20 protein-coding genes, 1 tRNA gene and 2 pseudogenes are annotated in these 23,630 nt (G+C 62.5%); 14 read left to right on the top strand and 9 right to left on the bottom strand.

Annotation, left to right across the window (positions count from 1 at the left end):
• The first annotated feature begins 47 nt into the window (after window positions 1-47).
• The 8 genes and pseudogenes from EHW12_RS18090 to EHW12_RS18055 all read left to right on the top strand — a co-directional run bounded on the left by EHW12_RS18090 (window position 48) and on the right by EHW12_RS18055 (window position 9,487).
• Window positions 48-965, top strand: coding sequence for a carbohydrate kinase (locus EHW12_RS18090; RefSeq protein ID WP_125051412.1), 918 nt, complete (start codon window positions 48-50; stop codon window positions 963-965).
• A 95-nt stretch (window positions 966-1,060) separates the two neighbouring features.
• Window positions 1,061-3,277 (top strand): MMPL family transporter, encoded by a 2,217-nt coding sequence (locus EHW12_RS18085; protein ID WP_125051410.1) that lies wholly within the window; start codon window positions 1,061-1,063, stop codon window positions 3,275-3,277.
• An 18-nt stretch (window positions 3,278-3,295) separates the two neighbouring features.
• The gene (locus EHW12_RS18080) at window positions 3,296-4,498 is read left to right on the top strand and encodes a sensor histidine kinase (RefSeq protein ID WP_125051408.1); all 1,203 of its coding nucleotides are present in this window, start codon (window positions 3,296-3,298) and stop codon (window positions 4,496-4,498) included.
• The gene (locus tag EHW12_RS18075; RefSeq protein ID WP_125051406.1) at window positions 4,495-5,169 is read left to right on the top strand and encodes a response regulator transcription factor; all 675 of its coding nucleotides are present in this window, start codon (window positions 4,495-4,497) and stop codon (window positions 5,167-5,169) included. Before EHW12_RS18080 ends, EHW12_RS18075 begins: the two co-directional genes overlap by 4 nt.
• Before the next feature lie 64 nt (window positions 5,170-5,233).
• Window positions 5,234-6,538, top strand: coding sequence for an HNH endonuclease signature motif containing protein (locus EHW12_RS18070; protein WP_125051404.1), 1,305 nt, complete (start codon window positions 5,234-5,236; stop codon window positions 6,536-6,538).
• 308 nt (window positions 6,539-6,846) lie between these two features.
• The gene (locus tag EHW12_RS18065) at window positions 6,847-7,974 is read left to right on the top strand and encodes an NDMA-dependent alcohol dehydrogenase (protein ID WP_125051402.1); all 1,128 of its coding nucleotides are present in this window, start codon (window positions 6,847-6,849) and stop codon (window positions 7,972-7,974) included.
• 36 nt (window positions 7,975-8,010) lie between these two features.
• A pseudogene (locus EHW12_RS18060) lies at window positions 8,011-8,849 on the top strand (serine hydrolase domain-containing protein).
• 128 nt (window positions 8,850-8,977) lie between these two features.
• Window positions 8,978-9,487: a DUF3145 domain-containing protein gene (locus tag EHW12_RS18055; RefSeq protein ID WP_042445731.1), complete on the top strand. Its 510-nt coding sequence runs from the start codon at window positions 8,978-8,980 to the stop codon at window positions 9,485-9,487.
• Window positions 9,488-9,597: 110 nt separating this feature from the next.
• Here the strand turns inward: EHW12_RS18055 and EHW12_RS18050 are convergent, their stop codons facing one another.
• From EHW12_RS18050 to aceE, 6 genes and pseudogenes are all read right to left on the bottom strand, one after another.
• A complete protein-coding gene (locus EHW12_RS18050) occupies window positions 9,598-11,013 on the bottom strand; it encodes a carboxyl transferase domain-containing protein (protein ID WP_125051400.1) in 1,416 nt (471 codons plus the stop codon).
• Between the two features lie 125 nt (window positions 11,014-11,138).
• Window positions 11,139-12,389 carry a KasA/KasB family beta-ketoacyl-ACP synthase gene (locus EHW12_RS18045; RefSeq protein WP_003941591.1) on the bottom strand — a complete coding sequence of 417 codons (1,251 nt, stop codon included), beginning with the start codon at window positions 12,387-12,389 and terminating at the stop codon, window positions 11,139-11,141.
• A gap of 7 nt (window positions 12,390-12,396) precedes the next feature.
• Window positions 12,397-12,672, bottom strand: a complete 276-nt coding sequence (gene acpM / locus EHW12_RS18040) for a meromycolate extension acyl carrier protein AcpM (protein WP_003941649.1) — start codon at window positions 12,670-12,672, stop codon at window positions 12,397-12,399.
• Between the two features lie 84 nt (window positions 12,673-12,756).
• Window positions 12,757-13,665: an ACP S-malonyltransferase gene (locus tag EHW12_RS18035; RefSeq protein ID WP_064689135.1), complete on the bottom strand. Its 909-nt coding sequence runs from the start codon at window positions 13,663-13,665 to the stop codon at window positions 12,757-12,759.
• Window positions 13,666-13,792: 127 nt separating this feature from the next.
• Window positions 13,793-15,121: a helix-turn-helix domain-containing protein gene (locus EHW12_RS18030; protein ID WP_003941635.1), complete on the bottom strand. Its 1,329-nt coding sequence runs from the start codon at window positions 15,119-15,121 to the stop codon at window positions 13,793-13,795.
• A 99-nt stretch (window positions 15,122-15,220) separates the two neighbouring features.
• A pseudogene (aceE, locus tag EHW12_RS18025) lies at window positions 15,221-18,075 on the bottom strand (pyruvate dehydrogenase (acetyl-transferring), homodimeric type).
• Between the two features lie 380 nt (window positions 18,076-18,455).
• Between aceE and EHW12_RS18015 the strand changes: the two are divergent.
• The 6 genes from EHW12_RS18015 (at window position 18,456) to EHW12_RS17990 (ending at window position 21,478) form a co-directional block, all read left to right on the top strand.
• Window positions 18,456-18,869 (top strand): hypothetical protein, encoded by a 414-nt coding sequence (locus tag EHW12_RS18015; RefSeq protein WP_238565263.1) that lies wholly within the window; start codon window positions 18,456-18,458, stop codon window positions 18,867-18,869.
• Window positions 18,870-19,046: 177 nt separating this feature from the next.
• Complete coding sequence (locus tag EHW12_RS18010; RefSeq protein ID WP_003941575.1) at window positions 19,047-19,472, top strand: DUF3052 domain-containing protein; 426 nt, start codon at window positions 19,047-19,049, stop codon at window positions 19,470-19,472.
• Between the two features lie 35 nt (window positions 19,473-19,507).
• Window positions 19,508-19,972 carry a peroxiredoxin gene (locus EHW12_RS18005; protein ID WP_003941619.1) on the top strand — a complete coding sequence of 155 codons (465 nt, stop codon included), beginning with the start codon at window positions 19,508-19,510 and terminating at the stop codon, window positions 19,970-19,972.
• Between the two features lie 32 nt (window positions 19,973-20,004).
• A tRNA-Val gene (locus tag EHW12_RS18000) sits at window positions 20,005-20,076 on the top strand.
• A 92-nt stretch (window positions 20,077-20,168) separates the two neighbouring features.
• Window positions 20,169-20,393, top strand: a complete 225-nt coding sequence (locus EHW12_RS17995; protein ID WP_050656439.1) for a hypothetical protein — start codon at window positions 20,169-20,171, stop codon at window positions 20,391-20,393.
• 65 nt (window positions 20,394-20,458) lie between these two features.
• Entirely contained in the window at window positions 20,459-21,478 is a 1,020-nt protein-coding gene (locus EHW12_RS17990) for a cobalamin biosynthesis protein (RefSeq protein WP_125051398.1), read from the top strand.
• Here EHW12_RS17990 and EHW12_RS17985 read toward each other — a convergent pair.
• From EHW12_RS17985 to EHW12_RS17975, 3 genes are read right to left on the bottom strand one after another with little or no spacing between them, the layout of a single operon-like run.
• Window positions 21,419-22,357, bottom strand: coding sequence for an SURF1 family protein (locus EHW12_RS17985; RefSeq protein ID WP_125051396.1), 939 nt, complete (start codon window positions 22,355-22,357; stop codon window positions 21,419-21,421). The genes EHW12_RS17990 and EHW12_RS17985 overlap by 60 nt on opposite strands.
• Before the next feature lie 48 nt (window positions 22,358-22,405).
• Window positions 22,406-22,897 (bottom strand): low molecular weight protein-tyrosine-phosphatase, encoded by a 492-nt coding sequence (locus EHW12_RS17980; RefSeq protein WP_007735468.1) that lies wholly within the window; start codon window positions 22,895-22,897, stop codon window positions 22,406-22,408.
• Complete coding sequence (locus EHW12_RS17975; RefSeq protein ID WP_125051394.1) at window positions 22,884-23,579, bottom strand: HAD hydrolase-like protein; 696 nt, start codon at window positions 23,577-23,579, stop codon at window positions 22,884-22,886. Before EHW12_RS17975 ends, EHW12_RS17980 begins: the two co-directional genes overlap by 14 nt.
• Between the last annotated feature and the right edge of the window lie 51 nt (window positions 23,580-23,630).

The raw sequence follows: 23,630 nt of genomic DNA, 5'->3' as shown, positions 1-23,630 counted from the left end.
AGCAGGTCACATCCATCTTCGACTGGTGAGAAGGTTAGGGTCTACCGATGAGTGATACACGCGAACGATCCGTCGTGGTGTGTGGTGAGGGACTGGTTGATCTGGTTCCGGTGGGGGAGAACTTCTCGCCCAAGTTGGGCGGTGGACCGTTCAACGTTGCGGTTGCATTGGGCCGACTCGGATCCGACGTGGGATTCGTCTCTCGCTTGTCCATCGACGCCTTCGGAGATCGGATGATCGACTCGCTGGCCGCGTCCAATGTCGACACAACCGGAGTCGAACGTGGGCCCGAGCCGACAACTCTGGCCGTCGTGAACCTTGCAGCGGACGGTGGTGCGCGGTATTCCTTCTACCTCGAGGGAACGGCAGATCGACAGTTCGCGCTGCCGAAACTTCCCTCTGCCCGGGCATTCTCGTTCGGAACGCTGTCGCTGGTGCTCGAGCCCGGGGCCTCTGCCTACGAAGCTTTGCTGCACGAAGCCCACGCCCGCGGTCGACTCACCATGGTCGACCCCAACATTCGTCCGGCGGTGATCTCCGACCCGGACGCGTATCGACGACGGTTTCGTTCGTGGTTGCCCGCCATCGATATTCTCAAAGTGAGCGACGACGACGCGAAGTGGTTGGGTTCGGTCGACGGCGCCGAGTGGCTCCACGAAGGCGTCGGCGCCGTCCTGCTCACCCGTGGTGGTGACGGGTTGCGGTTGATCACCGAGGAACTCGATGTTTCGGTGCCGGCGCCCGCGGTCGACGTCGCGGACACGATCGGTGCGGGCGATACCGTTCACGGAGCCCTGTTGGCCTACCTTGATCGTCACGACGCACTCGACGTCGCTGTTGTGCGTGCGTTCACCGAGGCAGATTGGTCGGCCGCGTTGACCTTTGCCGCACGCGCGGCAGCCGTCACCGTGTCACGTCCCGGGGCGGATCCGCCGTGGTCAAGGGAGTTGGGCCGGCCCGTCTAGCACTGGGGACCACCGCCCTACTGCGAGCGCAGTACGTCGAACTGCCTACCTGTGCACGATGTGCGACGGGGTCGTGTATCGGCACAGTGACACGCATGTCGATATTCCTGTACAAACTCTCGCGACTCGCGTTTCGGCGCCGTTGGGCAATGGTGGGCTTCTGGGTCGTCCTGCTGGTGGCGGGCGGAGTAGGCGCAGCAACGCTGTCCGGTCCGACCGTCAATACGTTGTCGATTCCGGGCACCGAATCACAAGCGGCGCAGGATCTTCTGGCTGAAAGATTTCCGCAGTCGTCCACCGACGGAGCCAGTGCTCGCATCGTCTTCGAATCTCCGGCAGGCACGACGCTCACCGATCCGGCGATTCGACAATCCGTCAGTGACTTGGTCTCTGCGCTCGGGAAGGACCCCGAGGTTGCAGCGGTATCGGATCCGTATGCCTCCGGCGGAGTGTCGCCGACTGGGACGATCGGATACATGCAGGTCTCCTATACCGCCGACTCGATCGACTTGCCGGACAGCTCGAAAGAACTGCTCGAGTCCGCCGTCCACGACGCCGCGGATTCAGGGCTGGCAGTCGATGTTGCCGGCAACGTGCTGATGGAAAGCAGCGCCGAATCGATGGGCGAAGTGATCGGCGTCGCGATCGCCGCTGTGGTCCTGACGGTCACTTTCGGTTCGTTGGTGGCAGCAGGGCTTCCCTTGATCAGCGCGTTGATCGGCATCGGCATCGCGATCTGCACGATCACTATCGCAACGGGTTTCATCGAATTGGGTTCGAGCACAACCGTCCTGGCAATGATGCTTGGGCTCGCCGTGGCGATCGACTATTCGCTCTTCATCGTCTCGCGCTACCGCTCCGAACTACGTGACGGACATGATCCGGAAATTGCTGCGGGCAGAGCAGCGGGGACGGCGGGCTCGGCCGTAGTGTTCGCGGGGTTGACGGTGCTCATCGCATTGGCAGGACTGTTCGTCGTGAACATCCCGTTCCTGACGAGCATGGGTCTGGCTGCGGCGTTTGCAGTTGCTGTTGCAGTGGTGATTTCACTGACCCTGCTGCCCGCCACGCTGGGATTTGCTGGATCGCGCGTTCTGAGCCGATCCGATCGTCGCCTGCTTGCGTCCGGTGGTCAGTTGACGCATCGCAAGACGAAGGAAGGCGCAGGCTCGCGATGGGCCAAGTTCGTGATCCGGCGTCGAGTTCCGGTTTTGCTCGCGTCTGTCCTCGGGTTGGGATTGCTGGCGATCCCCACCTTCGGAATCAACCTGAGTTTGGCGAGCCCACCAGTGCCCGACACAACTGCCGCCAGGGCTACCGACCGACTCTCCGAGGGGTTCGGTGCCGGGTTCAGCGGTCCGCTCATGGTGGTCGTCGACGTTGCCGACGCCGCAGATCCGGCAGCGGCATTGAGCGGCGCCCAGGAAAAGCTCGGTGCTCTGCCCGACGTAGCGGCAGTGACGCCGCCAGCACTCAATCAGGCCGGCGATACAGCAGTCATCACGGTGGTTCCCTCGAGTGGCCCGGAAACCGAGGCAACAAAGGCGCTCGTCGCAGATATACGTGAGGTCGCCGGATCACTGACCGACGAGACCGGAGCCACGATGTCGGTCACCGGTCAGACAGCGTTGACGATCGACGTTTCGGATCGCCTGGCCGACGCCCTGGTTCCCTACCTCGCATTGGTCGTCGGCCTCGCCTTCATCCTCCTGATGTTGGTGTTCCGCTCGATCTTGGTACCACTCAAGGCAACTCTCGGATTTCTGCTCTCGATCGGTGCGACGTTCGGTGTGCTGGTCGCGATCTTCCAGTGGGGTTGGTTCGCCGGCATTCTCGGAATCGAAGGTCAAACCGGATCAGTTGTGGCGATGTTGCCCATCTTCATGATTGGCATCGTCTTCGGGTTGGCGATGGACTACCAGGTGTTCCTGGTGACCAGAATGCGTGAAGCGTTCGTCCACGGTGACGGACCGGATGAAGCAGTCGTGAAGGGCTTCGACCAGGGCGCGCGAGTGGTCACGGCCGCGGCGCTGATCATGATCGCCGTTTTCGCGGGCTTCATCTTCGGCGGCGACGCCTTCATCATGCAGATCGGACTCGGACTCTCGTTCGCGGTTCTGTTCGACGCCTTCGTGATTCGTATGACCGTCGTACCGGCCGTCATGTCCCTGTTGGGCTCGAGGGCATGGTGGTTCCCCTCATGGCTGGACCGGTTGGTCCCGAACGTCGATGTCGAGGGGGAGCAGTTGACTGCGCTGCTCGCAGATTCGAAGGAATCCAGTGAACCCACGAGCGACAAGTTGTCGGTGTGACCCGGATACGGTAGATCGATGACTTCGACATCGACGTGGGGTCGATGGTGTGCGGAACACCCGCGCACCATCGACCTGGCACTGGCGATTCTCGTGCTCCTTGCCACGTGGACGGCGCACCGCATCGCGCTCGACGGCAATGACACCCGCGAGGTCACGGTTGTGGGAGTGCTTGTAACAGCGATCGCAGCGGCAACCATCGTGTTCCGAAGGCGCTATCCGTTCTCGGCACTGGCGGTGGCAGTACTCCTCGGCGTATTGATGATTGCACTGTCAGCGCCGCCGAATGCCGGCACAGGTTCCGCAGCGATGGTGTGCCTCTACTACGTTGCCAGCACGAGTGACCGCCGGAGGACCTTCTTCGCAGCGGCGAGCACAGTCAGCTCGCTGATGCTCGTCACGATCTTCCTGGGAGTGGGGAACAATCTCCTGCAGGAGGCACTGGGGTTGTTGGCTTGGTTGCTGATGGCAAGTTTTGCCGGCGCCGAGGTCCGTTCTCGCCGAGCCTATCTGGAGTCCGTCGAGGCGCGCGCGGTGCAAGCGGAAAGAATGCGCGAGGACGAGGCCCGACACCGCGTCGTCGAAGAAAGGATGCGGATTGCGCGAGACCTGCACGACGTTGTCGCGCACCACATTGCCTTGGTCAACCTGCAAGTCGGGGTCGCGTCGCACTTGATCGGGAAAGACCCGGAGAAGGCGACGACTGCACTACGCGGAGTGGAGGAAACGTCCAAGGCGGCACTCGATGAAATTCGGGCCACGGTCGGAGTTCTCCGTGATGCTCAGGACGGTGATCGCTCGATGAAGCCGGCTCCGGGGCTTTCGGATCTACCGGCACTGGTGGATCAATTCGTCAGTGCAGGAATGGAAATCGATGTGCGCGCTGTGGGTTCGCTGCGCCCACTCGGGCCCGCAGTAGACCTCACGGCGTACCGAATTATCCAGGAAGCACTCGTGAATGCGAGCAAGCATGCGTTGCCAGGGGCCGTCACCGTGTCGTTGTCGTACGAAGCCGAGGTTCTGGTGCTGTCGGTCGAAAACTCCGGAACGGCAGTGCCTTCGACGTCACCGCCCGGGTACGGACTGCTGGGAATGAAGGAGAGGGCACAGGCAATGGGAGGCGAGGTCTCAGCAGGATTCCGCGCGGACGGGGGATTTCGTGTGGACGCCCAACTGCCGCTTGTCTCGGTGTCCAGGGGTTCGGAGAGTGGGGAGTCGTGAGTATTCGGGTGGTAGTGGCAGACGATCAGGCGCTCTTCCGTCAAACGCTTGCGCTGCTGATCGGTTCGGAAGAGGACATGGAGGTGGTCGCCGAGGCGGCGGACGGAGAGCAGGCATTCCAGGCAGCGCTCGAACACCGACCTGACGTTGTACTCATGGATATTCGAATGCCGGGCACCAGCGGTGTCGAAGCAACCGCCATGATCGCCGATCATCCGGATTTGTCCGACGTACACGTGTTGATCCTGACGACATTCGAGGTGGATGAGCATGTGGCACAGGCGATCCGGGCGGGTGCCAGCGGCTTTATCGGCAAAGGGATCCGGGCTGAAGATCTGCTGGATGCTGTTCGGACGGTCGCAAGTGGCAACTCGTTGTTGTCGCCGATTGCGACCAGTGCGTTGATTACTCGATTCCTTTCCATCCCGTCGCGGGCAGACTCGACTTCTGGGATCTTCGGTCAATTGACGCCGCGTGAACTCGAGGTGGTAACTCTCGTTGCTATGGGGATGTCCAACGACGAGATCGCCGCGGAGTTGGTGATCAGCGCTGTCACGGCAAAAACACACGTGAACCGGGCGATGACAAAACTGGATGTCCGCGACCGCGCGCAACTGGTGGTTCTCGCATATCAATGCGGTGTGGTGATTCCGGGACGCTCGGTGGATTGACTCGAAAAACTCTTGACTCGAACGGGTGTTCGAGTATGATATGGGGAGGGGATCGGGGGATTCAATGAGTGTCTTGTTGTCGGATGTGGTGTCTGGTTCTGCGGTGGGGTTACGTGGACGTCTGTGGCGGTTGACTGCTGCGGAGTTGCGCGCTGCTGCTGTCGAGGCGAGTGCGGAGATTCTGCGCCTGGAAGCCGTTCGTGTTGCGGTGGTCGACGAACTCTCGTTGCGCCCGGATGATCAGGTGATTGCCAGCCGCGGTGTGGGGTCCTGGTTGGCGGCGAACACGATGCTGCAGGTTCGGGACGGGAAGAAGATCGCCGCGTTGGGTGCGGCTTTGCGGCCGCTTCCGGGTGTGGCTGCTCGGTTCGGTTGTGGGGACTGCTCCTTCGAGCATGCCGTGTTGATCGTGGCGTTCTGTGAATCACCACCGAAGGGGATGCCGGAGGAGGCGCTCCCTCGTTGTATCGACCTACTGCTTGCGGCTGCGTCGGGTGTGGAGGCGACGACGACGAAGGTGCGGAACGTGATCGCGACGTTGGAGAGGTTGTTCGAGTCGGATGAGATTCCGCCCACCGAGGATGTCGATCTCAACGAGTTGCGGATCGCGTCGACGCTCAATGGCCGGGTGGTGGTGCGTGGTGATTTCGACGCCCTGACCGGTGAAATGTTGTTGTCGGCGTTGTCGAATCTGACGATGCCGACCCCCGCTCCGGATGGAACCCCGGATTCTCGGTCGGCGGCGAAACGCACTGCGGACGGGTTCACCGAACTGATCCGCCGTTACCTGGACTGCGCCAAAACAGGCACAGACGGTGGTCAACGCCCGCACGTGAACGTGCACATCAACGCTCGGGATCTCGCTGAGCATCGGGACTGCGCCGCGACACCCTCCACTGCTGATGACGGAATGGCTGTATCGGATCTCGATGTCGGGCACATGCCCTGGCTCGGACCGCTGTCGGTGTCGCAGACCCGACTTCTCGGGTGTGATTGTTTCCTGTCGACCGTTCTGCTCGACGATCACGGCGCGCCCTTGGATGCGCAACCAGGGAAGAGGTTGGTCACCGCCGAACAACGCGTCGCCCTCATCGCCCGAGACAAAGGCTGCGCCTTCCCGGGCTGCACATGCGTGCCCGCGTGGACTGATGCGCACCATATCCGGCACTGGGCCAACGGTGGCCCGACGGTGATGAACAACCTGGTCCTGCTGTGCCGTTCACACCACCGACTGATGCACCGCAAATCCGGGTTCGTCGGCAAATGGGAAATCCGAATAGGAGTCGACAACAAACCCTGGTTCATCCCGCCACCCTCGATCGACCCGCAGCAGCACCCGCGGCCGGCGAACACCACCTTCAAAACCTGAGGACGAACCTCAGATGCACCAGAACATGCCCAGGTCTGTTTCAGACCCGCTGCTCTGTGTCCGACCGATTGGTGGGAGGTGGAGTCGAATGGTTGCGTGCTTTCGGGGCGGCTCTACTTTCGGGTGCCCGTGTGGCCTGTCCCACTCAGTGGGTCGTAATTCCGTTGTTGCCGCGCCGGTTGTGCCAGGTCATTTGGACGTCTGACCTGCAGTGCAAAATCTTTCGTTAGAACACGTTCCAATTTCGCAGATTTGTGGCTATGGTCACAGAGATAGATGCGGGTGTGCGAATGAAAGGGTGAAGTGACGTGAAGACCAAGGGTGCAATCCTGTGGGGCCTCAATGAAAGGTGGTCCGTCGAGGAGATCGAGATCGGTGAGCCCGTAGCCGGCGAAGTTCAGATTCGCATGGAAGCGGCCGGAATGTGCCACTCCGATCACCACATCGTCACCGGCGCGACCCCGATGCCGTCGTTCCCCGTCATGGGTGGGCACGAGGGTTCGGGCGTCATCACCAAGCTCGGCCCGGAGGTCAAGGGTCTGGAGGTCGGCGACCACGTCGTTCTGTCCTTCATTCCGGCTTGTGGAACCTGTCCGGCGTGCTCGGCCGGCCATCAGAACCTGTGTGACCTCGGGATGGGCCTCCTCAGCGGCCAGGCCATCAGTGACGGTACCTACCGAATCCAGGCTCGCGGCGAAAACGTGATCCCGATGTGCCTGCTAGGGACGTTCTCGCCCTACATGGTCGTGAACCAGTCGTCAGTGGTGAAGATCGACAAGGATATTCCGTTCGAGGTTGCCGCACTCGTCGGTTGCGGCGTCCCGACCGGTTGGGGATCGGCAACCCACATCGCCGATGTGAAGCCCGGCGAAGACGTTGTGATCATGGGTGTCGGCGGCGTCGGTATCAGTGCGCTACAGGGTGCAGTTGCATCGGGCGCCCGGTACATCTTTGCCATCGACCCCGTGCCGTGGAAGCGTGAGCAGGCTCTGAAGTTCGGCGCAACGCACGCTTTCGAAAGCGCTGCCGCTGCCATTCAGCCGATCATCGACGCTACGTATGGCCGCATGGCGCAGAAGACGATCATCACCGTCGGCGAAATGAAGGGTGAGTACGTCGAAGAAGCGATGATTCTGACGGCAAAGGCCGGCCGTTGTGTCGTCACCGCAATGGGGCACCTGACGGACATGGATGTGAAGCTGAACCTGTTCCTGATGGCGATGCTTCAGAAGGACCTTCAGGGCAACATTTTCGGCGGTGGCAACGCTCGCCAGGACGTGCCGAACCTCCTCGCGATGTACAAGGCAGGCAAGCTGAACCTCGACGACATGGTCACTCGGACCTACACGCTCGAAGGCGTGAACGACGGCTACCAGGACATGTTGGATGGCAAGAACATCCGCGGCGTCATCCGCTACACCGAAGCTGACTGGTGATCGGAAGCGCAACCCTTGTGCCAGTAGTCTGATCGGGTGCCCAGTACTCACAGTCTCGACGTAATCCAGCAGTGGCCGGTCGACAATGCGGCAGCGGTCGTCCTCTCCGGAAAGAATCCCGGTGAGGGCGACCGCATTCGTGGTTTCAGTGGCGACCAGGCGCATGTTTTCCCCCTGGCTTCGGTGACAAAACTGTTGTGCGCCTACGCGATTCTCGTGGCAGTGGAGGAGGGGCGGTCGAGTTGGATGGGCCGGCCGGGCCTGAGGGGTCGACCGTTCGTCATCTCCTCGCACATGCTTCGGGATTGGCATTCGCCGAACGTGTTGTTCAGGCTCCGGTGGCGTCGAAGCGGATCTACTCGAGTGCGGGGTTCGAGGTGCTTGCCGAGTTGGTTTCCCGGGAGACCGAGATCGAATTTGCCGACTATCTGGCCGAGGCGGTGTTCGCGCCGTTGGCGATGACCAGCGCGGCTCTTGTCGGTCCGGCCGGTCACGGTGCGCAGGCATCGGCAGACGACTTGGCCAAGTTCGCGGCTGAACTGCTCTCGCCGACTCTGGTCTCGGCGCAGACGTTCGCAGAGGCGACAATTGTGCAGTTCCCGGGGCTCAACGGAATTCTTCCGGGCTATGGCTCTCAGCGCCCCAACGACTGGGGGCTCGGATTCGAAATTCGGGGCGACAAGCGTCCGCATTGGACGGGTCTCGAGAACTCGGCCGCTACCTTCGGTCATTTCGGCCAGTCCGGGACGTTCCTGTGGGTCGATCCCACGATCGATACTGCGTGCGTCGTGCTTACCGATCGCGATTTCGGTGATTGGGCCAAGCCTTTGTGGACCGAATTGTCGGATGGCGTGGTCGGTGAAGTTACGCGGTAAAGCACAATTTTCTCTCCTTCCACTGGCGCAACACGGGTAACACAAGGCACACTGTTCAATCGAGCGTGCTGCACGAACTCGACAGAGGTCGTTGGGGAAGACGTCCCTCGTCGAAGCAGGAGGCTCGAGTGCGCGAAATGAATCAATTCGCGGACGTGACGACTGGTGTGGTTTACATCCACTCGTCGCCCGCGGCGCTGTGCCCGCACGTGGATTGGGCTTTGTCCGCCACGTTGGACAGCCCTGCCAAGCTCAGATGGACCTCACAGCCTGCCTACGACGGGCTTCTGCGTGCGACGACGGACTGGACGGGTCCCGTCGGAACCTGTGCCCGCCTGGTCGACTCGCTACGCGCGTGGCCGATGTTGCGGTTCGAGGTCACCGAGGACCCGAGTCATGGCGTCGACGGCGAACGGTACAGCCATGTGCCCGGTCTGGGCCTGTGGCGCGGATCCACCAGTGCGAACGGTGATGTCGTCGTAGGGGAGATGAAACTGCGGTCCATCATGAATTCCGGTGGAGACATCGCCGCGGAAATCGATCGGGCGATAGGTACACCGTGGGACGAGGAACTCGAACCCTTCCGGAGTTCAGGCGAAGGTGCCGAAGTGACATGGCTGCGAAGGCGTGTCAGCTGACCGAGGTCCATCCTGAACCCGGAGTGCTCTCGCGGCTTGAACGACAAAGACTCGAATGACAAAGGTGGGCCCCGCCGTATCGGCGAGGCCCACCTTGCTGTCCAGGGTTGTCAGAGCGGAATGTTCTTGTGCCGCGCGCGGACAGATGGTGCAGACGCGAGGGCAGCGGTCACGATGCTGCGAGTCTTCGCCGGGTCGATTTCCTCGTCGACGACGCCGATTTCGACCGCGCGGTCGACGCCGCCCGCGATTGCCTCGTGCTCGGCAGCGAGTCGGTCGTGCAATGCTTCACGCTCGTCGTCCGGTGCAGCTGCGAGGGCCCGCTTGTGCAGGATGCCGACAGCAGCCTTCGCACCCATCACGGCTACTTCGGAGTTGGGCCAAGCGAATACGGCCGTGGCTCCCAGTGCTCGCGAGTTCATCGCGATGTAGGCGCCGCCGTAGATCTTTCGAGTGACGACGGTGACGCGGGGGACCGTTGCCTCGGCGAAGGCGTGAAGTAACTTCGCTCCGCGTCGGACAACGCCTTCCCACTCCATCGAGACGCCCGGCAAATACCCGGGAACATCGACGACGACCACGAGCGGCACGCCAAATGCGTTGCACAGTCGCACGAATCGAGCGGCCTTCTCTGCACTTTCGGAGTTCAGGCACCCCCCGAGTCGCAGTGGGTTGTTCGCAATGACGCCAACGGTGCGTCCGGCCATCCGGCCGAAACCGGTGACGATGCTCCGAGCGTAATTTCCTTGCAGTTCTTCGAAACTCGACTCGCCTTCAACGTTGTCGAGCATTTCGTGAACGATCGGACGAACGTCGTACGCGCGTTTCGCGGAGGCAGGCATCATGGCGCGCAGATCGCTGTCACCGAGTTCCGCTGCCCGCTGATCGAATTCGCCCTGCTCGCACATCATCGAGACCAGGCGGCGCGCGCGGTGCAATGCGTCGGCCTCGTCGTGTGCGGCGATGTGAGCGACACCCGACTTCTTGGTGTGTGTGTCCGGACCGCCGAGTGACACCATGTCGACCTGTTCGCCGGTGACACTACGAACTACGTCTGGGCCGGTGACGAACACTCGGCCTTCCGGCGCCATGATCACGACATCGGTGAGGGCTGGACCATACGCGGCTCCGCCAGCGGCAAAGCCGAGCACGACGGAAATTTGAGGTATGAGACCCGACGCGCGGACCATGGCCTCGAAGACCAGTCCGACGGCGTGGAGCGCCTCGACGCCTTCAGCCAGACGCGCGCCACCGGAGTGCCAGAGACCCACGATGGGGGACTCTTCCTCGATAGCGGTATCGATGGCTTTGACGAGGTGTTTGCAACCGTCGACGCCCATGGCGCCACCCATGACAGTGGCGTCGGAGCAGTACGCGATGGTGCGGACGCCGTCGATGTTTCCAGACGCGGCGAGCACACCGGATTTGTCACGGGCGTGGAGCGGCACTGTTGTGCCGGGGTCGAACAGATTTTCCAGGCGCGCAAGAGGATCGCGCGGGTCTGTCGATGATTCGGACTTTGTCACGGGGCCAGGATGGTCATCGCGTCCTCCTTCAGTACGAGCCTTGGGTGGAACGAAAGGTCGGTGTTGTCCGCGGGTGACGTTGTGTTGCAACGACACCCGCGGACAGATGCAAACCGCGGTTCGGGCTAGGCCCGACCGAAGGCGAGCGCGACATTGTGCCCACCGAAACCGAACGAGTTGTTCAGTGCGAAATCGAAAGAGCCGGTTCGGGGTTCACCCTTGACGACATCGAGATCGATCTCTGGATCCTGGCTGTCAACGTTGAGCGTGGGCGGGATGATCCCGTCACGCACTGCCAGAACCGTGAGGACTGATTCGAGGGCGCCGACAGCGCCGATCGAGTGTCCCAGCGCGGATTTCGGGCCGTACACCGCAGCGTGATTGCCGACCGCTGCGTTGATTGCCTTTGCCTCTGCGATGTCACCGATCGGCGTCGCAGTGGCGTGGGCGTTGATGTGCTTGATGTCGGACTTCGTCAGTCCGGCCATCTCGATTGCTCGGGTCATGGCTCGCGCCGCGCCCAGGCCTTCCGGATGCGGTGCCACGATGTGGTACCCGTCCGAAGTGATTCCGGAACCAAGCAGGCGGGCGTGAATCGTTGCCCCGCGTGCCTTTGCGTGCTCCTCGGTTTCGAGGATCATCAGGGCGCCGGCTTCGCCGAAGACAAATCCGTCGCGGTCCTTGTCGAAAGGACGTGAAGCTGCGGCCGGATTGTCGTTGTTGGTGCTCATCGCACGCATCATGGCGAAGCTCGCGATCGGAACGGCGTCGATGAAGCTCTCGACTCCACCAGCCACAACCATGTCCGCGTCACCCATGACAAGCATGCGGTGAGCGTGAGCAATTGCCTCGGAACCTGATGAACATGCCGACACCGGAGTGATGACGCCACCGCGGGCCCCGAGTTCGAGTCCGACCGTTGCGGCCGGTCCGTTGGGCATGACCATCTGCACCGAGAACGGGGACACCTTGCGGTATCCGCCGCCACGGAGCTTGTCGACGGCGTCGATGAGCGTGTCGCCGCCGCCGAGTCCGGTGCCGATGACAACGGCCAGGCGGTCCTGATCGACTTCAGGGCTGCCGGCGTTGCTCCAGACCGTGCGACTCAACGTGAGGGCAAGGCGTTCCACCCAGCTCATCCGTCGAATTTCGACGCGGGACAAGCCCTCGTCCGGTGAAACCTTCAGGTGCCCGCCGATGCGAATGGGAAGGTCGAACTCGTCGATGAACGGGTCATCGAGGATTCCGATGCCGCTTTCGCCGGCGAGTAGCGCCTTCCACGTGCCATCCACATCACCAGCCACCGAGGTCGACGTCGCGAGGCTCGTGACGACGATGTCGGGGAATTTCCCTTTGCGGGTAGAAGCGGAAGTCACGGTCGGCTCACTCTGCGTTCTTGGCTTCGGCGCCTTCGGCTTCGAGCTTCTGGATGTACGCGACGATGTCGCCGACGGTGCGCAGGCCTGCGAGATCCTCGTCGGGGACCTTCACGCCGTACTTGTCTTCGGTCTGAACGGCGATCTCGACCATGGACAGGGAGTCGATATCGAGGTCGTCCACGAAGGACTTGTCGACGGTGACCTCGGAAGGCTCGATACCGGTGACCTCCTCCACGATCTGGCCGAGTTCCGCGATGATTTCTTCCTGAGTGTGGGCCACTGGTGTGGCTCCCTTCTTGATCGATTGAGGTGGGGTGAAACGTCCGGCCGCCGTTCGGGCTGATCGGCCGGGTGGGCGTCCGAGCTAGGTCAGCTCGGACAGTGCGGAGATATCCTCCGGGTTCTTGAGGGCCACCGTCGGTGTGCCACGCATTTCACGCTTGGCAATTCCGACGAGGGTTCCGGCCGGCGGGAGTTCCACGATCGCGCTGACTTCTGCTGTCCGCAACGACGCGGAGCAGAGGTCCCAACGAACGGGGCGGGTTACCTGCGCGGCAAGCTTGGTGAGGGCGTCGGCGCCCGAGGAGACGGGTGCGCCATCCGAGTTGGAAAGCAGCGTGCGCGTCGGATCGGAAGGGGTGATCTTGGCGGCAGCAGCTGCGACGGCGTCCTGCGCCGGCGCCATGAAGCGGGTGTGGAAAGCTCCGGCGACGGGTAGTGCGCGGACTCGGGCCTTTTCGGGTGCGTTTGCTGCGAGTTCTTCGAGCGCGGTGAGCAGTCCGGCCGCCACGATCTGGCCGGCCGCATTGCGGTTGGCTGCTTCCAGCCCGAGTTCTTCGATTCGTGCGAGCACTTCGGCTTCGTCTCCACCGAGAACGGCTGACATGCCCGTGGGCTCGAGCGCACAAGCCTTGGCCATCTCGGCGCCACGGAGGGCGGCAAGCGCGACCGCGTCGTCAGCGGAGATAACACCGGCGACCGCAGCAGCGGCAAGCTCACCCACCGAATGGCCGGCAGCGATGACGTCGGCGCCGAGGAGCCCACGTGATTCGATTTCCTCGTATGCCAGCAGAGCAGCGGCAACGACGAGGGGCTGGGTTACCGAGGTGTCGGTGATTTCTTCGGCGGTCGCGGTCGTGCCGAGTCGGACGAGGTCCAGGCCGGCTGCCTTCGACCACACTTCGAGGCGGTCTTGTGCTCCGGGCAGTGCCAGCCAGGGGCTGAGCATGCCGGGTGTCTGAGAGCCCTGTCCCGGGGCGAGCAACGAAATCACTTATTAAGAGAACACCGCCGCGAGCGACCTGCGAGATGTCGGTCGCGATGAACTCTGGCGAAGTGTTTTGTAGGGTTCCCACAAAATCCCACGTCGCGCTCGGCCATCGAAATTGGACGCTCAGGGGTTACAGGTTTGTTTGTCCGGATGTTAAAGATGTGACTGAAGTAACCGAATTGTTCGATTTGAGATCGATTTGTGTCAATCGGCCCACGGTAGCGGCGATCCGTAGTACATACGCGTCGCGTGGATTCGTTGGATCCCGGCCGGTAACTTCGGCGATTCGCTTCAAGCGGTACCGAACGGTATTTGGATGAACAAACAGAAGACGTGCACAAGTCTCAACCGCACCTCCACAGTCGAGATAACTGTCTAAAGTATCGGTCAAGACTGTGCCGGATTCAGCTAAAGGTGCGACGAGGAAATCGCGAAGAGCCTTCACGGCAGCGGCGTCTCCCAGTAGTGCCCGTTCCGGGAGCAGTTCAGTCGCGAAAACGGGACGAGGTGCGCCGCGCCACCCGGCAACAGCCTTGATTCCCGCCAGAGCTTCGGACGCACTGAAGTGCGCTGCGCTCAACGAGGGTGTCGTCGGGCCGATCACCACCGGCTCGTCGGCGAAACTCATGAGCAGGTCTTGAAGGAATTGGCTGCCTTCCGTCTTACTGCTCAGCTCGCCGCTGACGATCATCACCAGTCGCGGACCCTGCACCACGGCGAGAACAGCGCGCCCGTGCGCGGCGGCAGTCGCGTGGACGGTGCCGGCAACCGAGACCCGCTCGTCCGGCGGGGGAGACCCGACGATGACGGTGGCCGGAGCCGTGGCATCCCAGTTCAAGGTGGCGGCGCGAGAGAGCATGTCCGAGCCGGTGTCTCCCTGCACGACGGCGTCGACGACGAGCGCTTCCAGTCGCGTGTCCAGGGCACCCCGCGACTCGGCAGCGCTTGCGTACACCGTCGCTGCTGCGAAACCGAGTTCACGCCCGTAGCGCAGGACGGCTTCTGTCAGCGCGATCAGCTGCTGATCGTTGCGGGCGAGAGCCGGCAGCCATTTCTCGAAGAACTCCATCGCCACCCGGACCATGTCGACGGTCTGGCGCAGCGTGAGCTGTCGAGCAAGATCCTGAGGGATGACCGGAAACGACTCGTATCCGAAGCTGATCTCCGAGTCGAGTTGCCGCAGCCATTCCAGGAAATTCACCACCGACGTCTGCACCAACAGTTGAACGTCGGCGCGTTGCGAAGCGTCGAGACTGTCGAAGAACGGAAGCTGCTCCTCCATCACGGTCACGGCCTCGGTGGAGAGCCGGCCGGAGAACTGTTTGACGCGGCGGAGCAAGGCTTCTGGAAGTGGATCGCGAACCTGACGACGGCGGGCGAGTACAGCCTGCAACCCGGACGACTGTGGTCGAGTGCGGCGTACGCCCTCTTCGGGTTTCTCGGGATCAGGTTCGGGCATGAGAAAAACCTACGCCCATCGCCGCAGCGGATGTCGAGATGACACCCGCGGCGATGGGCGTAGGTCTGTTTTCGATCGCTGGGACTGTTGCCCTACGACTTAGGCGCTACCGGTGTCCCCGGTCTGCTCGGGAGCAGCATTCACGTCGTCGATGCGGTATCGGCTCGCTGCTTCGACGGCCTTCGACCGCTCGATCGATCCTTCCTTCGCCAAACCGATCAGCACGGCAACGACGATGGACTCGGCATCGACGTTGAAGTAGCGACGCGCTGCAGTGCGGGTGTCGGAGAACCCGAACCCGTCCGTGCCGAGCGTGGTGTAGTCGCCGGGAACCCACTGACGGATTTGATCCGAGACCGCCCGCATCCAGTCCGAAGCCGCGACGACGGGGCCTTGGGCTGAGGACAACGCCGTGGTGACGAAGGGAACCGGAGCATCCTCGGACGGATTGAGCAGCGCCTGACGTTCGCATTCGACGCCTTCGCGGCGCAGCTCACCCCAGGACGTGACCGACCAGACGTCGGCCGAGACGCCCCATTCGTCGGCAAGCAGCTTCTGCGCGCGCAGCCCCTCGGGCATCGCGACACCGGAGACGAGGATCTGTGCCTTCGGGCCGGATGCTTCGGACGTCTTGTAGAGGTAGATGCCCTTGAGCAAGCCCTCGACGTCGAGACCTTCGGGCTCGGCCGGCTGAACGTACGGCTCGTTGTAGATGGTCAGGTAGTAGAAGATGTTCTCGCCACCGAAACCGTCGACGCCCTCGGTGCCGCCGTACATGCGGCGCAAGCCGTCCTTGACGATGTGCGCCAACTCGTACGAGAACGCGGCGTCGTACGTGACAGCTGCGGGGTTGGTGGATGCCAGGAGCAGCGAGTGTCCGTCGGCGTGCTGAAGACCTTCACCGGTCAGAGTGGTACGACCGGCGGTTGCGCCGAGAACGAATCCCCGAGCCATCTGGTCGGCAGCCGCCCACAGGCCGTCGCCGGTGCGCTGGAAACCGAACATCGAGTAGAAGATGTACAGCGGAATCATCGGTTCACCGTGGGTGGCGTACGACGTGCCGACTGCGGTGAACGAAGCCGTCGAGCCGGCCTCGTTGATGCCCTCGTGCAGGATCTGGCCGATCGGGCTCTCCTTGTAGGCGAGCATGAGTTCGGCGTCGACGGACGTGTAGAGCTGCCCGTTGCGGTTGTAGATCTTCAGCGACGGGAACCACGAGTCCATACCGAACGTGCGAGCCTCGTCCGGGATGATCGGCACGATGCGCTTGCCGATCTCCTTGTCGCGCAACAGTTCCTTGAGGATGCGCACGATCGCCATGGTGGTGGCGACTTCCTGCTTGCCCGAACCCTTGCGGATGACGTCGTACGTCTTGTCCTCGGGGAGCTTGAGCGGCGCCGCATCGGTGTTGCGGGAAGGCAGGAACCCGCCGAGTGCTTTACGACGGTCGAGCATGTACTTGATCTCGGGAGCGTCCGCGCCGGGGTGGTAGTACGGAGGCAGGTACGGATCCTTCTCTAGCTCGGCATCCGAGATCGGGATGTGCTGCATGTCGCGGAACGCCTTGAGATCGTCCAGCGTCAGCTTCTTCATCTGGTGCGTGGCGTTGCGGCCCTCGAAGTGCTTACCGAGGGTGTAGCCCTTGATGGTGTGCGCCAGGATGACCGTCGGCTGGCCCTTGTGTGCCATGGCCGCTGCGTAGGCGGCGTGGACCTTGCGGTAGTCGTGGCCGCCACGCTTGAGGTTCCAGATTTCCTGGTCTGTGAGGTCCTTGACCAGTTCCTTGGTGCGGGGTCACGTCCGAAGAAGTGATCGCGTACGAACGCGCCGTCGTTGGCCTTGTACGTCTGGTAGTCACCGTCCGGCGTCACGTTCATCAGGTTGACCAGTGCGCCGTCGCGATCGGCGTGCAGCAGCGCATCCCACTCGCGACCCCAGACGACCTTGATGACGTTCCAGCCGGCACCGCGGAAGAACGATTCCAGTTCCTGGATGATCTTTCCGTTGCCGCGGACCGGGCCGTCGAGGCGTTGGAGGTTGCAGTTCACGACGAACGTGAGGTTGTCGAGGCCTTCGGTTGCCGCGACGTGAGCGAGGCCGCGTGACTCGGGCTCGTCCATTTCGCCGTCGCCGAGGAACGCCCACACGTGTTGATCGGTGGTGTCTTTGATGCCGCGGTCGTTGAGGTAGTGGTTGAACCGGGCCTGGTAGATGGCGTTCATCGGGCCGAGGCCCATCGAGACCGTCGGGAACTCCCAGAAGTCGGGAAGCAGCCGTGGGTGCGGGTAGGACGGCAGTGCGCCGCCGAAGTCGGCGTGGGACTTCTCCTGGCGGAATCCGTCGAGCTGTTCCGCGGGGATCCGGCCCTCGAGGAAGGCGCGCGCGTAGATGCCGGGGGAGGCGTGACCCTGGATGAAGATGTGGTCGCCGCCGCCGGGATGGTCCTTGCCGCGGAAGAAGTGGTTGAAGCCGACCTCGTACAACGCTGCCGAGGATGCATAGGTCGAGATGTGACCGCCGACGCCGACGCCCGGTCGCTGAGCGCGGTGGACCATGATCGCGGCGTTCCAACGGATCCAGGCGCGATAGCGGCGCTCGACCTCTTCGTCGCCGGGGAACCACGGCTCGTTTTCGGTCGGAATCGTGTTGACGTAGTCGGTCGAAGTGAGCGCGGGGAGTGCGACGTGCTTCTCGCCGGCGCGTTCGAGCATGCGGAGCATGAGGTAGCGGGCACGCGTGGGTCCGGATCGATCCAGAAGTCCGTCGAATGATTCGAGCCATTCGGTGGTCTCGTCCGGATCGATGTCCGGCAGGTACGACGCAACACCTTCGCGAATGACGCGAACGCGACCGTCGGTTCCCCCCGGCGTATTCGACGCGGGCGAACCCGACTCGCCGGCGGCGCCGGAATCGGCGTTCTGCCCGGACGCGGGACCCTGGATCAGGTCAGACAACGTGTGCTCCTCATTGGTTTGGGGACGCGTGGTGGGGCGTCCTTACATAGGTGATCGAGGCCTTGTTAGGTCCGACGCACTTCCATCGTGAATATGGCGCGTACCTCATCTTTCACCATCCCGGTCGGTCCGGCATACCTCGCCTCTGGTTACTCTCGGGTAGCGTTTTTCGGCGTGACGCAGGGGTGTGATGGTTCCCCGTAGTCACAGGCTTGGGGGATCGATCGGAACGTATGAAGGGGTGGGAAAAAATAAACAAAGAAATCAATTACGGCAGGGTCGGGGCGTGGGTCTCGGTCGGATCGATCGCAGTGGGACTGTCGGTGATCGTGGGATGTTCGGCGGCGGTGACCGGATCGGCAGTACCCAATGAAGCGCACGTGGCTGCATACCAATCCGAGGTGAGTATTTCGATGGCCGCCGCGTCCTCGTCGAAAGCGGCGGCAGATGCGGCAGAGGCAGCTTTCGCGATCTGTGAGGAAGCGGTCTCTCGATCGAAAAACGACGTGGTTGCGTTCAATGCCTACGTCGACGCCGGAAATCATGGTGAGACCGACCTGAGAGCCGAAGCAAGCGCTGCTGCTTCGTCGGCCAGGGACACCGCCTCGTGGTTCGACTCGGTCGCGAGTGAACTTCCGACGCAACTTTCCGGACTGTTCGACGAATTGGCCGCGAACCTACGTTCATCTGCAGTCGTGATCGAGAGTGATCATTCGGCGGATGAAATCAATTCGATCAGCGATACGAGCAATTCGATTCGCAAGTCGATCTTCGATGAATGTGGATCCCTGTGACCTGCGGTAATCCGCAGGCGTAAGGTTCGCCGTGTGTCAGAAGACGATCTTTGGTGAAAGTTTTCGGCGTGGTCGGCTTGCGCTAACGCCTCAGACCATGTTCGCTTTCCCTAATTGATCGTCAAACGGTAGGTGTGCGGGGTCGCCACACACCATCAACAAAAGGAGGACCCCACCGTGGTCGCCGCGGCGGATGCCCAGAACTACGCTCAGAAACTCGGGATTACCACTGACATGGTGGTGCAGGAACTGGGCTGGGATGAGGATACCGACGACGGCATTCGTGCCGCGGTTGAGGAAACCATCGGCGGGGAAATGCTCGACGAGGATTCCGACGAGGTCATCGATGTCGTGCTGCTGTGGTGGCGCGACGAGGACGGTGACCTGGTGGACGCCTTGATGGATGCCATCGGGCCCCTCGCCGACGAAGGCTTCGTGTGGGTTCTCACTCCCAAGACCGGTCTCGACGGACATGTCGAGCCCAGCGAGATCGCCGAATCGGCGCCGACTGCCGGCCTGACGCAGACATCGGCAGCCAACCTCGGTGACTGGTCGGGAAGTCGACTGGTTCAGCCGAAGGCTCGTCCGGCCAACAAGCGCTGACCCGGTCCTTTCCGCACTTTCCCAAGGAATCGCACATGCCTCTCGAAGTTGGTGCCCAGGCACCGGATTTCACCTTGAAGGACCAGAACAACCAGGAAGTTTCGCTCGCAGATTTCCGCGGTAAGAAGAACGTTCTGCTGGTCTTCTATCCGTTGGCCTTCACCGGGACTTGTCAGGGGGAGCTCTGTAAGGTCCGTGACGAGCTTCCGAAGTTCGAGAACGACGACACCGCCATTCTCGCGATTTCTGTCGGTGCTTCGCCGACTCACAAGATCTGGTCGGCCGAGCAGGGATACACATTTCCCTTGCTGTCGGACTTCTGGCCGCACGGTGAGGTCGCTCAGAAGTACGAGGTGTTCAACGACAAGTTGGGCTTCGCGAATCGTGGCACCTTTGTCATCGACAAAGACGGAATCATTCGTTTTGCCGAGATGAACGGCCCCGGAGAAGCCCGTGACCACGGACTTTGGGCAAACGCGCTTGCCGCGCTAGAGTCTTAGAGCACTCCCGGTGAGGGTCTCACCGGGAGTTCGGGCGTGTAGCTCAGTGGTAGAGCTCTGGTTTTACACACCAGCGGTCGGGGGTTCGAAACCCTCCGCGCCCACCGAAGAATTCAAACCCCGATCTGCATGTCGATGCAGATCGGGGTTTTTCATTTTCGACAACGAATTGTCCGCAATACGCCATTCTGGACGCATGTCCAGTTCTGTGATCGAAGTAGCCGTCGACCCGACGCGCGTGCATCCCACCCGTCCGCACATACACATCGCCGAGATGCCCAGTCTCAGTGTTGCGTTGTTCGCGGGGCAGACGATCCGGGTTCGTTCCCAGAGCGACGCACTCGCGACCGGGATTGCCCGTGTCTGGGAAATCAACCGAATGCACCGCTTGATCTACCTGACGATCGACTGGGACGGGTAGAGATCGGCTCGTGCAGACACGTGACGGTTGGCCACAGAACGAGCGTCGCTGCTACAACTACGCTCGTGCAGATTTCGGTTCGTTCGTCCCAGTCTCGATTCAATGCGCGAGCTGCCGGGCTTCTCCTCGGCTTCGTCGCGGATCGGGTCTTCGCCGATCCGGGGCGGTTCCATCCGGTTGCCGGCTTCGGAACCGCGGCCATCGCGCTGCAGAAGATGTCCTACCGGGACTCGCGCGCGGCCGGAACACTTCATGTCGCCGTGCTCTTGGCCGGCACCGCAGGACTTGGGCTCGCAGCCGAAACAGCGTCGCGCCGGGCCGGTTGGGTGGCCGTCACGGGTACGACAGCGATGGCTACCTGGGCTGTGCTCGGCGGGACGTCGCTTGCACGCACCGGCATCGACATGGCCGCTCGATTGGAGGCGTCACAGGTCGATGGTGACCTGACGAAAGCGCGCGAGCTTCTCCCTTCACTGTGTGGACGCGATCCCTCGGTGCTGGGCGAGGAGGGCCTCACGCGTGCAGCGCTGGAGTCGGTCGCCGAAAACACCTCGGATGCAAGCGTCGGTGCAATGTTCTGGGGTGCAATTGCGGGCGTGCCGGGTCTGTTCGTCTACCGCGCCGCCAACACCCTCGACGCGATGATCGGCTACCGCTCCGAGAAATACCGCAGATTCGGGTGGGCTGCGGCGAGGTTCGACGACCTGGTCAACATCGTCCCCGCTCGGCTGACCGGTGCGCTGACGGCTGCGTGTGCACCGGTGGTGGGCGGCTCGGTTCAGGAATCACTGGCAGCGTGGAAACGCGACGCAGCGGCTCATCCAAGCCCCAATGCGGGCGTCGCGGAAGCGTCGGCGGCAGGGGCGTTGGGCATTTCGTTGGGTGGTCGGACCGAGTACGCGCACGGGGTGGAGATGCGTCCCGTCCTCGGCCGCGGGCCTGTGCCGACGCCGAACGATCTGCGCCGCGCGGCGAGGCTTTCGTCGGCGGTGCAGATCAGTGCAGCTGTGGTGTCAGCGGGTATTTCAGCGGGTATTGCCGTATCGATCGGCAAGTTTGGCTTCCTGCGCCGTGAGCGGCACTGATTCCGGCTCCGGCTTCTTGCGACGGCTGAAGGTACGAGCCGGTTCGGCGGGGGGTGCGGCAGGCGCGGATACCGGCGCTTCCGGGGTCGTCTCGGTAGCGGCGTCGTCCGCTGCGAAACCGTCGACAGCTGCTTGAGCTGCCTTCTCCTTGCGACGTTCGCGCCACTCCGCGCGAATGAAGTAGGCCAGTCCGAGCGGCGCCATGATGCCGAACGCCAGCCACTGGAACCCGTACGAGAGATAGGGACCTGCATCGAGTTGGGGGAGAGGGATCGTCCCCAGGCCGCCGGGCTGGTCGGGTTCGAGTTGGATGTACGCGTCGATCAGGTCCGTTCCGATGAACTCGCCGATAGGTTGTGCGTCGATCGAGTAGACCTGTTTCGCGCCGTCCTCGAACATCGGAACTCGGCCGGGCGCGGTGCCTTCCGACAGACGCACGCGACCGTTGAGAGTGACCGGATCGGTCGGCGGCGCGGCGATGGGCGGTGCCTCGGCGCCGTTGATCGGCCGAACGTATCCGCGATTGACGAGGATCGTGCGACCGTCGTCCAGGCGGAAAGGCGTCAGGATCTCGTACGACGGTGCGCCCTCGATGGACTGCAGTCGAACGAGGATGTCGGCGTCCGGCAGATAGGTGCCTGCCGCGGTGATGTTTCGCCATTCGTCGTCCGGTGCGATCGTCGAATCGGCGATGACGTCACCGATCGGCACGGTCTCCGCGTTGATCGAGTTCGAGATCAGATCATTGCGGTGCTCGGTCTTGGTGTTCTTGCCGAGTTGCCATGGAGCGAGCACGGTGAAGCACAGGTAGGCGAAGAGCCCGACCACAGCTGCCAGTACCAACCAACCGGGCCGCAACAGGAATTTCAGTCTTCGCACACGTCCACGGTATCCGTTGCCCGAACGGGAGTGAATTTTGCTCCGGGTTCAGGCCCGCTCGCGGATCCAGTCGAGTATGTCGGGAATGGCTGCTTCGATCTGGTCTCGCACCAGTTCGAAGTCCTCCTGATCCCCGTAGTACGGGTCCGGAACCGATTCTCCGTCAGCCTCGGGGTCGAACGATCGCAGTAGGCGCCGACGCTCGGTGGGCACGCCGAGATGAGCAAGCTCACGTTCATGGCCGGTGTCGAGGGCGACGACCAGATCGGCCGCGAGATGATCTGCATTGACCTGCGCGGCACTGTGGCCCGTCGGATATCCGGCCGCTCGGAGCACGACGTTGGTCCGCTCGTCGGCCTCGCTACCGGTGTGAAACCCCTCGGTACCTGCACTGCTGACACGGACTCGGTCGGCGAGGCCTTCACGGTCCAGATGCGCGAGCAAGATCTTTTCGGCCATCGGTGACCGGCAGATATTGCCGGTGCACACAAACGTCACATGAAGTGGTTCAGTCACGTGGAGTGGTTCAGTGGCGGCCATCGAGAAGTCCTCCCAGTTCGGATGCCGACGATACGGAGCGAAACGCTTGCCGCGCTTCCTCGGCGGAACCGTAGCCCCATTCGACGACGACGGTGGGGATGCCGTACTTCGCGGCGCCGAGCACGTCGTGATCACGGTCGCCGATCATGAGAACGTCGGGGGTTCCGCCGTCGGATGCGAGGACGGGAGTGATCCCGAGTGAGGTCAGCGAATGCGCGATCACATCGGGTTTAGCCCGACGAGTTCCGTCGTCACTCGCGCCGCCGATGAACTCGAAGTGCTCGGCCAGGCCGAAATGCTCGAGGATTCGAATGGCGAATCGCTCCGACTTGGAGGTGGCGACGGCCAGTCGGGTGCCGCTCGCGCGAGCCTTACCCAGGACGACGTCCATGCCCTCGTACACCGAGTTCTCCTGCCACCCGGTCGCGTCGTAACGCTCGATGTACGCGGCGATCGCCCGATCCACGTCCGCCGGGGCCATACCGAGTGACCTGAAGGTATCGACTATCGGCGGGCCGATCACCGATGCCAACATCGCTTCCGTCGGCTCCGGATGGCCGACAGTTGCCAACGCATGTCGGAAGCCGCCGTGAATGCCGGGAGCGGAATCGGTGATGGTGCCGTCCAGATCGAACAGAACTACAGGAAAACGGTCGAGGGGTGGTGTCGTCACGGCACTCATTGTCCCGGACGGCAGGGGTGATGTCCGCGCACGGTGCTCGACCGTAGGCTG

Origin of the sequence: Rhodococcus sp. NJ-530, from assembly GCF_003860625.1 — a bacterium.
In the GTDB taxonomy this organism is placed as follows: domain Bacteria; phylum Actinomycetota; class Actinomycetes; order Mycobacteriales; family Mycobacteriaceae; genus Rhodococcus_F; species Rhodococcus_F qingshengii.
This window is presented reverse-complemented; position numbering and strand designations above follow the sequence as displayed.